We start from the raw sequence: 13,043 nt of genomic DNA, 5'->3' as shown, positions 1-13,043 counted from the left end.
TCCCATGCAGCAACATATCAATGAAAAGATCGAACAGTTTTTCCGGGACTATGAAAAACGTTTCCGGGATGGGCTGGCAGGCAACGTGGATACGGCCAGTATTACCAGCGCCTTTGCGGACTGCTTTATAGAGGCCAGCCCGCTGGGCGTACACTGTGGTAAGAACGATGCCGCTTTCCGCGAGGCCATTCCCAAGGGGTATGATTTTTATAAAGGCATAGGCACTACTAAAATGACCATTGGGCATGTGACCATCACCGCGCTGGACGATCTTCATTATATGGCGTTGGTGCACTGGCAGTCTTACTACACTAAAAAAGACCAGACGGAAGTAACCATTGAGTTTGACGTCACCTATTTTCTGCAGCACCGTAATGAGGAGCTCAAAATATTTGCCTACATCACCGGCGACGAGCAGAAGGTGCTGCAGGAAAGAGGGCTGGTGTCATAAAGGGATGTTTAAGGATGTTTGTGTAGTAGTTACCTCATTGCCCCGGCTGGCGCTCAGATATAACTCATACATACCGGGGTCCTGCGGAATATCCAATGTAATGGCAGGGCCCTGACCCAGGTTTTTCATCAGCACGGCATTACCTCCGGCGTCCATTTTTACCAGGCGCCATTCAAAATGCAGGGGTAATGCCCCTGCCTGGATCCAGCTGGCATTTTGCGGCACCATGGCATGATAGGTAAGCCGGCTGTTGATCTTTGTAAGCCTGGCGGGGCGTAAGATCCTTAATTCCGGCAATGTAGATGCGGTGGCATGCCCCCAATGCGCTGCCAGTAACTGCCACTCCCGTTTATGGCGGCCCCAATGATCCAGCAACCCGTCAAATGTGAGATGATCTTTTTCCCCGGTATCCTGCCAGCTGTTAATATAGGTATTTGTAGCCGCGGCCGTCAGTTGCAAATATTGCGGCGCAGATACGCTGCTAATAAAAGTTTGTGCCGGCAAGCGTTGTAATTGCGCAGCCCCGGCAATATCGTTTATTACCAGTCCAAACGCATCTATCTCCGGCAATTCCTGTTGCAGCAGGCGGATGGTTGCCTGCAAGCTATTGTTCACCGCTACATCCATAGTAACAGGGCGTAGCGGATCCAGCGCTTTTATGCGGTTCACCAGTTTTTTAAGCCAGGAAAAATACGCCTGTTGCTGGTATAACAGCGTGGGTTTATAAAAATGCGCATCCAGCTGTTGCCAGCGGGTATTGCCAATATTCCAGGCTATAATATGTTTATTGTTCTTTAGTGATTGCACCGTAGAGATGACCTGTGCGGTAACCCCATCCAGCCGGTTCTTGTCTGCAAATACATCCCTGATCTCCGGCACATCAAAACAGTAATGCAATTGCATATTGTAACTGGCGGCGGCCGCCAGTATATTCCTGTCGTACACGCCCGGCCCCGTACGTTTGATGGTATTGATGCCAAGCTGCTGCATGCCTTCCATATCACGGGCCAGCTCCCGGCTGGTAAGGGCGTAAAAGTTGCGGTACCAGTGCTGGCCTTTCTGGTAATTGATACCACGGATGCTATCCGGCAATAAACGCCGGTACCTTACCGGGCTGTTATAGACCGGTAAGGCAGGAACAGCTGTTTGCCTGGTTGACGCGCGGTAACCGCGGGAAGATTGTTGTGCTTTTATAGCGGCAAAACAAGTGCCCGGATGTTGCAGTTTCCAATGTAACGTGCCGCTGTCGCCCGCTGGCAGCCGCTTATCCAGATCTGAGTTAAACAGCACAAATGCCTTTATTTCCCGGAATGTTGTATTGATGTCTGTAAACGCATCACTTAGCCATTGTTCCTGCCGTCCCTGTTCCCGCAGGGAGCCGCCTTCTGCCACCATTACCGGCAAACCAGTGCGGAATAAGGGCAGCTGGTGAAAAGGCGCATATAGCTCCCGGAACCCGCTCCACGCGCCCTTAGCGTAATTGAGGCTGGTAACGCCTAACCAATCCACATAAGCAGCGCCGGGGAAATAAGCGGCAGCCGCCTCCGGTTTCCAGGGATTCCATACCCAGATGATATTATATACTTTATGTTGTACAAAAAAATCGTGCACATATTGCCAGGCCGCTTTGAATTCTTCCGGCGTATTATCACCGGTAGCAGACCATGGATACTGCGGGTTATCCGCCTCATGGGCAAAGCGCAGGTACACCGGCCGGTTCAGGGCACGCAGCTGTGCGGCCATTTTTTCCAGGTAGCGGTCAAAATTCCCTTGCACCACATGCGCAAATACTTTTTTCTCCTGCCGCAGCGTATCATCGCCGGCGGCGCGTTTAAACAACCCTTCCCAGGGCTCCCAGGTGATCATAGGGCAGGCGCCCTGCCGGTAAATGGAGTCTACCAGCGCCTGCGGCAAATAACATCTTTCTTCATCCCCCCAGGGTATGTATAGGGATACAATGCCAAAATGCACATCATATCCCAGCTGGTACCTATTGATATGTTGCATGGAGGAAAGGCCATTATCGCTAACAGGATCAAATATGCCGGCATAAAAGATCTGCTGTTTGGATATGCGGCGATGGGCAGGCGCCGGCAGCCCCGATGCGCCTGTGAGGCAGTATAACACGGTAAGGGAAATACCCATTATGAACAGCAGCGCAAACCTGCGGATGCCCGTATACAAACCGTGCCGGAACCACCAGAGCTGCCGTTTAAACAACAGCCAGTAAACAAACAATTCTTTCAGGGTAGTAAAGCGTTGCTTGATACGTTTGAGATCATTGCGACGGCTGATAACGATGTTAAATAACAGGATGCCGCTGTTCATAGCCGCTATACCGGCCATTACCCAGGTATAGGGGTTCCAGTCGCGGTGCAGCCCATATACGATAGCCAGCAAAGACAACAGGGCCATGATGCCGTTGGGGATGTTCAGCTTCCAGTTATCAGATTCCGTATCATCCTTTGGCGTGGGGATATAGGGTATTTTTTTGCGGATGATGGTATACACAAATCCCAGGATATAGATCCACCAGGTACCTATGAGCAGCAGACCGCCTACCACGTGATTGCCTCTTTCATTCTCCCCCATCACCCAGCGCTGTACAAAATGCCGTATAGCCAGCGTAGTGCTCATAAAAGGCAAGGCTACCAGCATAAAGGAAAGCAGGTCCATACGGAACGGGATCAGGTCCAGCGTTAGCGAGAGGATAGGCACCAGGAAGTTGATGAGGAAAATAACCCCTGAAAAATAATGGAAAGGAATGGTGCCATAGTGCAGGCGTTGCCGCCAGCTGAACTGTTTAAATAAACGGGGATAGCTGGTGACCAGCAGCTCAAAAGTGCCGCGCGCCCATTTAAGCTGCTGTTTATAGTAAGCGGATAAGGTAGAAGGCACCAGGCCATAGGTCAATACCTCCGGCACGTATACGGACTTCCAGCCTTTGGCGTGCAACTGCATGGCGGTATGCATATCCTCTGAGAGCCCTGCCGCATGGCCGCCTATGGAGTCCAGGGCCGCTCTGCGGAAGGTACAGTTAGCGCCAATTGCCAGCACGGTGCCATACCGGTTCATGGTCATCATCATAGGGCCATAGAACTGGAAAGTTTGCTGAGCAGCACCTTTGGCTATCAGGCTGTCTTTTAGGTTATCATATGCCTGCACCACCTGAACAAAACCAATCTGCTCATTGCTGAAATGTGGCAGCACCGCATCCAGGAAACCAGGCAGCGGTACATGATCCGGATCCAGCACTACGCATAATTCGCCGGTGGCCTGCTGCAGGGCATTGTTGATGTTACCGGCTTTGGCGTTGCGTTTAACGGTACGGGTTACATGTTGTACGCCCAGGCGGCGGCATACTTCTTTCAGATACGGATCATCCGCTTCATCACATAAGTAAGTGGTATGCGGGTAGCTGATAGCCTGTATGGCCTCCAGCGTTTCCACGATCATGGGATAAGGCTCCCCCGCACAAAAGGTGGTAAAGATATCTACGGTGAATGTTTTTGTAAGCGGCGGCGTGGGCGGCACTGTAATATAAAAGTAGTGGTACCACTCGTGCAGCACGCGCAGGCAATTAAAAACAGTGGCTGCCAAAAGCAGCCAATAAAATGGCGCATACCCTACCTGCAGCGGATTGGCCAGGCTGTATAAAAAATACCCCATTCCGCCCGCGCCAATGAGGATCATCAGCCTTAATGTCCATAACTCCATCCGGGAAGGAGGCGATGCTTTTTTGGGTGTTCGCATAACTATCTATTTCTTCTTTTACTCCATTACGTAAAATGGCGTATTGGTAGTTGAAAAATGTCCCTGTTGATCTGTCACTTTTACATACAGCCGGTAAGGGCCTTGCTTTAGCGGCGCTTTAAATAACAATTTTGTTTTGCCGGCAGAGGTCATTAGGGTGTCTAATACCTTCAACGGCCGTTGTTTCAACTCGCTGAACCAGTCCTCCTGCCATATTTCCCAACGGAAGGAAAGGCTGTCTGTAACGGCGCTTTGCATTAGTATTTCTGCCTCCTGCGGCAATTCCGGTCTTATAACGATATTGTCTGCAGCCCCCTTATTATTCAGCAGCATATAGCGGATCTGCGGGGCTTTGGCAACAGGTTGATGACCTGTCCACAATTGCTCCATTACGGCTACGGCTTCTGACATAGCGCCGTTTTCATCAAACAGGCTAAACCAGGTAGGCGTAGTTTCCTGTTTCTGGCCCCAGTAAAAAACGAGCGCGCCCAGGCAGCGGGGGTTATTAAGCGGCAGTTGCGCATATAACTGCTGGTAGTGTTCTGCTTTTTTAGTGCTGGTATTTTCAATAGGCGCTCCCCAAACGGTGTTGTTCACCTCCCAGGGGCCGTAAGCGCCCCATTCTGTTACCATAAAAGGGCCATCCCAAAGCCAGGTATATTTGTTCAGTTTATTATTTAACAGACCCAGTTTCCCGAAAGTGTTAAAAGAGACGAGGTCCAGGTCTGGTACATGCCATTGCAGCATGAGGATCTGCGCAAGGTTAAAATTGGCCATAGTGGTAGTTACAGGGTGATCCCTGTCTGTATCATGGATCATCTGCAGCAAATGATCATAGGTATTGTAAAACGCGCTGTAACCTGGTTTGGCGCTAAAACCCAGCTCATTGCCCAGGCACCACATAAGCAGGGCCGGATGTTTTTTATAGCGCTGTACAATATCCTCAAACGCACGGTATAAAGCGGCCACCCGGGCGGTATCCTTATAGTAGTAATCGAGGTAGGCGCTACCCGGCATGGGCAGGCCTGCGATAACGGCCAGGTGCTCCCGTTCCGCCTCATCCAGGATGGCGCCCAGGTTAACGGTGTCCCAGGTACGGATGGTATTGCCGCCGGACTGCCGCAGCTGTTGCAGATGGGTATAACCGGATGCTCCTTTTACGGAGAAAGGCCGGCCATTACGGTAAATAACGTATTGCTTTCCTTCTTTTTGTATAAATACGGCCCCGTGTTTTGCGGGCGTGGCGGGGTGATGGCAACAGATGGATAGAAGGGGAAGCACCCAAAGCAGGTTTCTCCATGGTTTCATTGTGTTTCAATAAATGGTATGGTTGTATTGTCCTCTTAAATTAGCAAACGGTTGAAATAATTCCGGCGCTATTTTAGCATTTTTCGTGCCGGATTTGGTGCGGGTGGCTGTTTTGCTATCATTGCGCAAAATTACTCCTTATTAAAGGGGGGTGTTGAGCAGGGTTTGAGCGGTGGTTACATCATTGCCTTTGTAAGCAGACAGGTATAAGCGGTATGTATGGGGCTCTCCGGGTATACGAAGCTGTAACTCGGTACCTTTTCCCACATATTCCATGAGCACGGGATTACCCCATTGGTCTGTTCTTACGAGGCGCCATTCAAATACCATATCATGCGGCGCATCTGTTGCCGCTAGTTTCCACTGCCGCTGCTGCCAGGTGATGGCCCTATAGGTGAGGACATTACCTTGTGTAGTAAGCGCTGCGGGACGCAGGATCTTTACCGGCGGCAAGGGCGAATCCTGGTGAACGTTCGTCCAGCGCTGGCGTAACTGATACCAGGCTACCTTGTATCGCCCCCAGTGATCTACCAACCCATCAAAAGTAAGGTAGTCGCGATCCCCGATATCCTGCCAGCTGTTAATAAAAATACTACCGCGCGATGCCGGCATCCAGGCATAATGTATTACGGATACCTGGCTAATATAACAGCGCGCCTTTAGCTGACTAAGCTGCGCCATACCGGTGGTATCTCTTCCAAACACCAGCCCGAATGCATCTATTTCCGGCAGCTGATGCTCCAATTGATCCATTAGATCCGTTACCCGGTTATTTACGCGTACATCCATGGTGACGGGCCTTACAGGGTCCAGCGCTTTGATACGGGTCACCAATTTCCGTAACCAGGCGGCATAAGCATATTGCTGGTATATCGCCCCGGGCTTGTAAAAACGGTCGCTCAATTGCTGCCACAGGGTATCGCCAATGTTCCAGGCGATAATGCTCCTGTCATCCTTTAATTCCTGTATACGCTTCAGTATCTTATCCGTAAACTTATAGAGCTGGGCGCTATCTGTTATCAGATCTGTAATAGTAGGCGCAGCGAAGGAATAGCAGATCTTTATATCGCATTGCCGGGCCACCGCCAGGATATTCCGGTCATATACACCGGGGCCGTTGCGGATGATGGTGTTAATGCCTAGTTGTTTCATGGCGGTGAAGTCGTGCACTATCTCGCGGCGGGTGAGCGCATGCAGGTTCCTGTACCAATGCTGCCCTTTCTGGTAGTTAACGCCACGGAGGGTATCCGGCAGGGGCCTTCTGCCACCGGGCGTATGATTGTAAGCAGAGAGCTGCGGCATCTGTATATTTTGCTGTGACAGGCCATGCCATTTGGGAGCGTAATACCGGGCCAACGAGGTAAAGAAGGGAGCGGGATGTTCCGGTTTCCAGTTCAATACACCGGCATGTGACTTTTGGGGCATGTTCCTGTCCATATCAGAATTAAAGAGCACCAGCGCCTTTATTTCCTTAAAGGCGGTATCTATGTTTGTTAACGCATCCTCCAGCCATTTTTCCTGGTTGGCCGCGCCGCGGAGCGAGCCGGTTTCCGCTATCATTACCGGTAGCCCCGATCTGAAAATGGGCAAACGGTGAAAAGGTGCATACAAGTCTTTAAAGGTGTGGCTTTTACCATTTTCATGCAGCGTGCCGTAATTTAAACCCGGCACCGCCAGCCAATCCACATAGTTGCTGCCGGGAAAATAATCGTTTACCGCCTGCGGTTGCCAGGGATTCCATACCCAAACTACATTGTAGGCGCCCTCCCTTGCAAAAAGATCATGCACATACCGCCAGGCCTGTTTGAAATCCTCAGCTGTATTGCCGCCGCTGGCGGACCAGGGATAGAAGGGATTATCCGCTTCATGGGCAAAACGCAGTAATACAGGCCGGTTCAACTGTTTGAGCTGCGCCGCAAAAGTATGGAGGTAATGATCATAACTACCCTGGCTGATGCGTGCCAGCAGCTGCTGATCACTATTCAATGTTTTACTGCTGAATAAACCGCCCCAGGGCTCCCAGGTGATCATGGGATAGGAGCCGTTACGGTAAATGGAGTCTACTAACGGTTGCGGCACCAAACAACGCGGTTCATCGCCCCAGGGAATGTACAGGGAAATGATATTGCAATGAAATTTATACTGCTCCTCAAGGCCTTTTACCTGCTGTATGGAGGTAAGACCATCCTGCGTTGCAGGGCTGAAGATACCGGTATAGAAGATATTGTGCTTGAAGGTACGTTTACCGGCACGGGTTGGTAATTTGGAGGCTGCAGCCATAAAGAGTATGGTGCCGGTAAATATGCAGATGAGCAATAGTAATGCAAAACGCCGGAGGCCATTATATATTGCATGCCGGAAGAACCAGAATTGAAGCTTGATAAAGGCGATGCGATCCACCATATTCTGCACGGTTATGGACTGCCGCTTAAACCGCTGCAGGTGATGCCGGCGGCTGATGATCACATTAAACAGCATAATCGCGCAATTGATGCCGGCGATACCCGCCATTACCCAGGCAAAAGGGTTCCAATCTGTATACAACCCATACACAATAGCTGCAGCCGAACAAAGCGCGATGACCAGGTTAGGAATATTCAGCTGCCATTTATCCGGCTCGCTATCATCTTTAGGCGTAGGGATATAAGGTATTTTTTTACGGATGATGGTATAAAAGAGGCCCAGTATATAGATCCACCAGGCGCCAATTAATAAAAGGCCACCTACTATGTGATTACCCCGCTCATCCTCCCCCATCACCCATCTTTGTACAAAATGCCGGATAGCCAGAGTGGCACAGATAAAAGGCAATCCTGCCAGGGTAAAGGAAAGCAGGTCTACCCTTAAGGGTATTTCGCCCAACACCAGCGAGAGCATAGGGACTAAAAAGTTAATTAAGAAGATGACGCCGGAGAAATAATGAAAGGGGATAGTGCCATAATGCAGGCGTTGCCGCCAGGTGAAATGCTTAAACAAACGTGGATACGAGGTTACCAGCAATTCGAAGGTGCCGCGCGCCCATTTTAGTTGCTGCTTATAATAGGCGGATAAGGTGGAGGGCACCAGGCCATAGGTCAGTACTTCCGGCACATACACAGATCTCCAGCCTTTGGCATGCAGTTGCATGGCCGTATGCATATCTTCTGACAGACCTGCGGCATGGCCGCCAATGGACTCCAGCGCGGTTCTGCGAAAGGTGCAGTTAGCGCCAATAGCCAGCACGGTGCCATACCGGTTCATGGTCATCATCATTGGGCCATAGAACTGGAATGTTTGCTGTGCCGCGCCGCGGGCTATGAGGCTATCCCCCTGGTTACTGTAAGCCTGCACTATCTGTACAAAACCTATTGCCGCATCATTGAAATGTGGTATGATAGGGTCCAGGAAATCCGGTCGCGGCACATGATCCGGGTCCAGCACCACGCATAATTCACCGGTGGATTGCAGTAAGGCATTATTGATATTACCTGCTTTAGCATCCCGTTTATCTGTGCGGGTTACATGATGCACGCCCAGGCGGCGGCATACTTCTTTCAGGTAGGGATCATCTGCTTCATCGCATAAATAGGTGGTATGCGGATAGTGAATGGCCTGGATGGCTTCCAGCGTTTCCACGATCATGGGATAAGGCTCTCCCGCGCAAAAGGTGGTAAATATGTCTACAGTGAATTTTTTTGTAAGCGGCGGCGTGGGGGGCACTGTGATATAAAAGTAATGATACCATTCATGCAGGACGCGTAAACAGTTAAAAATAACAGCGGCCATCAGCAGCCAGTAAAATGGCGCATACCCTATCTGCACCGGATTAAGCAGATAGTACAAAAGTAACCCCATGCTGATTACCCCGATAAGGATCATTAAACGCAGCGTAAATAATTCCATCCGGGAAGGGGCGAAATTCGGTCGTTGTTGCATGTCTGACATTCTCGCAATTACTCTTTTTCTACTACATAAAAAGGTGTATTCGCGGTAGCGAAATTTCCACTGCTGTCTGATAACTTTACATATATACGATAAGGCCCTTCTTTAACAGGCGTTCTAAACTGCAATTGGCGGCTGTTGGTCGTAATAAGGGTATCCAGCAGCTTCAATGGCTTTCTGTTCAACTCACTAAACCAGTCTTCCTGCCATAGTTCCCAATGCAGGGTATGTGGCCCTGCAGCGGCACTGTCCAACACTCGTGCGGTCTGCAGGGCGTTGGGCGGCAGCATGATATTATCTGCAGCGCCTTTACCGCCCAGGAGCATATAATTTATAACTGGTGCAGGGGCAGCCGCTTGTTTACCCGTCCACAGGTATTGCAAGGTGTTTACCGCTGCCGTAACCGCGCCATGCTCGTCAAAAAGACTAAACCAGGTAGGCGTAGTTTCCTGCTTTTGGCCCCAGTAAAAAACAAGGGCGCCCAGGAAGCGGGGATCATTTGCGGGCAACTGCGCGTATAGCTGCTGATAATGCTCTGCTTTTTTAGTACTGGTATTTTCAATGGGCGCTCCCCAGGCCGTTACGGGCGCCTCCCATGGGCCATATGCGCCCCATTCTGATATAAGGAAAGGCCCGTTCCAGATCCAGCTATATTTATGCAATTTGGCCTGCAGCTGTTGCAGCTGACCAAATATGTTAAAGGATACCAGATCCAGGCCGTGTACCTTCCATTTTATCCAGAGCGCCTCCCATATGCTAAAGTTCACCATGGTAGTGGTAACCGGGTGACCCGGGTCTGTGGCGTGTATCATATCCAACAGGGCATTGAATGCGCGGTAAAAATAACGGCTACCTGGTTTGTTGTTAAAGCCCGGCTCATTGCCCAGGCACCACATTAATAAAGCGGGATGATCTTTGTACCGGGTGATGATCTGTTGCAGGCCCCGGTAATTGGCAGCTACTTTATCTGCGTCTTTGTAGAAATAATTGAGATAGTTACTGCCTGGCAGGGGCAAGCCAGCTATAACCGCCAGGTTGTTACGTTGCGCTTCATCCAGTATGGCGCCCAGGTTGATGGTATCCCAGGTGCGGATGGTATTGCCGCCAATGGCCCGTAGCGTTGCCAGCTGCGTGTAGCCGGCAGCTCCCTTTACGACAAAGGGCTTTCCATTGCGGTAGATGGTATATGAGGAACCTTCTTTATGAATAAAAACCTTCGCATTATTGCGGATGGGGGAAGTGCTGGTGTTACAATGAATGAAAGAAAAGAGAACAAAAACTGCGGATATGAGGATGAGACACTGCCCCCGTTGCAGTATCGGTTTACATTCCATGCCTAGATAGATAACTATCTGAAGTTAAGGCTTTTATTCCTTTTCACCTATAGCATGTTTGTTCATTATCATCAGCCTTCCATTTCGCTCAGTTCCAGCCAGCGCATCCCTTTTTCATCCAGCAGTTGTATCACCTCTCCTACCCGGCGGGCAAGGGGCTCCAGCTGTTCATAGGGCAGGGCGCCACTGGCCAGCTGTTCGTCAATTGTTTTCTTTTCTGTTTCCAGTTTGGCTATTTCCTGCTCCAGCAGCTCCAGTTCCCGCTTTTCCTTGTAAGACATCTTGCGGCCTTTGGGCGCCTCCGGGGCAGGCGTTTCCTTGCTGGCAGCAGTAGCGGCAGCCGGCGCTTCCTGTTTGGAGGCGTTACGGCTTTCTTCTTTTTCCCATTCCCGGTATTGGGTGTAGTTGCCCGGGAAATCGCGTACCTCGCCCTTGCCTTCAAATACAAACAGGTGATCTACCAGCTTGTCCATAAAATAACGGTCGTGGCTTACGATAATGATACAGCCCTGGTAGTCCTGCAGAAAATCTTCGAGGATGCTGAGGGTGGGCAGATCCAGATCATTCGTGGGTTCATCGAGCACCAGGAAGTTAGGGTTGCGGAACAGGATGCTGAGCAGGTGCAGGCGGCGTTTTTCTCCTCCACTCAGTTTGGATACGTAGGTATATTGTTTTTCCGGCGGGAAGAGGAATAGCTGCAGGAACTGGGCGGCGCTTACCTTGGTACCGTCTGCCAGGGGAAAATGCTCTGCGATGTTCTTTACGAACTCGATAATACGCATATCCTCCTTTAGTACCAGGCCTTGTTGGTTGTAGTTGCCAAAGACGACAGTATCGCCGATGTTGATCTTGCCGGAATCCGGTTCCTCCTGCCCCAGCAGCATATTGAGGAAGGTGGATTTACCCACGCCGTTTTTTCCCACTACGCCTATGCGCTCCCCTTTTTTAAAGGTATAATCGAACCCTTTCAGGATGGTAAGATTGCCAAAGGCCTTATATACTTTCTTGAGCTCCAGGATCTTACCACCCAGGCGGGTCATTTTCACATTCAGTTCCAGCTGCTGCCGTTCCAGGCGCACACTGGCTTTTTCCTTTACGTCATAAAATGCGTCTATACGGGATTTGGCCTTGGTAGTACGCGCTTTTGGCTGGCGGCGCATCCACTCCAATTCCTTACGGTACTGGTTACGGGCTTTTTCTACGCTGGCTTTATCGCTTTCCTCGCGGGCGGCCTTTTTCTCCAGGTAGTTTTCGTAATCGCCTTTATAAATGAACAGCTGTTGCTGGTCCAGCTCAATGATCTCGTTACAAACGCTATCAAGGAAATAACGGTCGTGGGTTACGAGCAGCAGGGTCACATTTTCCTGATTCAGGAAACTTTCCAACCACTCGATCATAGATACGTCCAGGTGGTTGGTGGGCTCATCCATGATGAGCAGGGTATGTTTATGCTCGAATCCTATATCTATCAATACCTTAGCCAGGGCCACGCGTTTAAGCTGTCCGCCGGAGAGGGTACCCATTTCCTGGTCCAGGTGGTGAATATTCAGCTTACCTAAGATCTGTTTTACTTTGGCGTCGAAATGCCAGGCGCCCAGCTCATCCATTTTGGTAATGGCGGCGGCCAGCTGTACGGGATCGGGTTCCCGGTCATCGTCCGTAAGCCGCTCATAATCACGTATGGCGTTCAGAATGGGGTGTTCCTGGGCAAAGATGTTGGCCAGGATGGATTTTTGCAGGTTAAAGGCGGATTGCTGCTCCAGCATTACCACGGTCACCTCTTTATGGATCCAGACCTTCCCTTCGTCTACCGTTTCTTTTCCGCAGAGGATACGCAGCAGGGTGGATTTACCGGTGCCGTTAAGCGCTACCAGCGCTATTTTGTCCCCTTCTTCTATATGAAAAGAAACATTCCTGAACAATGGCTTTTCGCCGTAAGATTTTGAGATCCCTTCTACCGTTACGTAATGCATGGGGCGAAGATAGTAAATCCGGCACGCTTTCATAAAAGGCGGCCTTTGGGGGCAGAAAGATGGGGCCCGGGGGTAGTACTTTGTTAGAAATATTCCGTATATTGATCTGAGGAAAACAGTTTTTCCTTTTGCCAGATTTACACGGGGCTGGTACGTTTGCCACCTCCGATACCCATGAGCACTCCTGAATCACGGGTTCTGACTGTAGTATAGTAATGCTTATTTAAGGTGGATGACCTCCAAGGCTGCTATACGGAATCGGCCTTTGTCCATTTGTTTTCTTTTACTTTCACACTGCATGTA

Annotated in this window: 6 protein-coding genes; 1 reads left to right on the top strand and 5 read right to left on the bottom strand. The window is 50.3% G+C overall.

Features of this window, described 5'->3' with window-relative positions; all coding sequences use genetic code 11:
- Positions 1-4: 4 nt before the first annotated feature.
- Complete coding sequence (locus F0L74_RS05240) at positions 5-451, top strand: DUF6841 family protein (RefSeq protein WP_149836758.1); 447 nt, start codon at positions 5-7, stop codon at positions 449-451.
- On the opposite strand, the gene F0L74_RS05235 is transcribed toward F0L74_RS05240, so the two are convergent.
- The 5 genes from F0L74_RS05235 to F0L74_RS05215 form a co-directional block, all read right to left on the bottom strand.
- Positions 446-4,204: a glycosyltransferase gene (locus F0L74_RS05235; RefSeq protein WP_149836757.1), complete on the bottom strand. Its 3,759-nt coding sequence runs from the start codon at positions 4,202-4,204 to the stop codon at positions 446-448. The two genes, F0L74_RS05240 and F0L74_RS05235, sit on opposite strands and share 6 nt — an antisense overlap.
- Positions 4,205-4,222: 18 nt before the next feature.
- Entirely contained in the window at positions 4,223-5,512 is a 1,290-nt protein-coding gene (locus F0L74_RS05230; protein ID WP_149836756.1) for a glycoside hydrolase family 2 TIM barrel-domain containing protein, read from the bottom strand.
- Positions 5,513-5,653: 141 nt separating this feature from the next.
- Positions 5,654-9,346 carry a glycosyltransferase gene (locus tag F0L74_RS05225; RefSeq protein WP_246197623.1) on the bottom strand — a complete coding sequence of 1,231 codons (3,693 nt, stop codon included), beginning with the start codon at positions 9,344-9,346 and terminating at the stop codon, positions 5,654-5,656.
- Positions 9,347-9,444: 98 nt separating this feature from the next.
- A complete protein-coding gene (locus F0L74_RS05220; RefSeq protein ID WP_149836754.1) occupies positions 9,445-10,767 on the bottom strand; it encodes a glycoside hydrolase family 2 TIM barrel-domain containing protein in 1,323 nt (440 codons plus the stop codon).
- Between the two features lie 71 nt (positions 10,768-10,838).
- Positions 10,839-12,740, bottom strand: a complete 1,902-nt coding sequence (locus tag F0L74_RS05215; protein ID WP_149836753.1) for an ABC-F family ATP-binding cassette domain-containing protein — start codon at positions 12,738-12,740, stop codon at positions 10,839-10,841.
- Positions 12,741-13,043 lie beyond the last annotated feature (303 nt).

Origin of the sequence: Chitinophaga agrisoli (assembly GCF_008386695.1) — a bacterium.
Taxonomy (GTDB): Bacteria; Bacteroidota; Bacteroidia; order Chitinophagales; family Chitinophagaceae; genus Chitinophaga; species Chitinophaga agrisoli.
This window is presented reverse-complemented; position numbering and strand designations above follow the sequence as displayed.

Excerpts from the sequence above, each read along its gene's own strand:
- F0L74_RS05240 (WP_149836758.1), top strand. The coding sequence starts at position 5 with ATGCAGCAACATATCAATGAAAAGATCGAACAGTTTTTCCGGGACTAT.
- F0L74_RS05235 (WP_149836757.1), bottom strand. The coding sequence starts at position 4,204 with ATGCGAACACCCAAAAAAGCATCGCCTCCTTCCCGGATGGAGTTATGG.
- F0L74_RS05230 (WP_149836756.1), bottom strand. The coding sequence starts at position 5,512 with ATGAAACCATGGAGAAACCTGCTTTGGGTGCTTCCCCTTCTATCCATC.
- F0L74_RS05225 (WP_246197623.1), bottom strand. The coding sequence starts at position 9,346 with ATGGGGTTACTTTTGTACTATCTGCTTAATCCGGTGCAGATAGGGTAT.
- F0L74_RS05220 (WP_149836754.1), bottom strand. The coding sequence starts at position 10,767 with ATGGAATGTAAACCGATACTGCAACGGGGGCAGTGTCTCATCCTCATA.
- F0L74_RS05215 (WP_149836753.1), bottom strand. The coding sequence starts at position 12,740 with ATGCATTACGTAACGGTAGAAGGGATCTCAAAATCTTACGGCGAAAAG.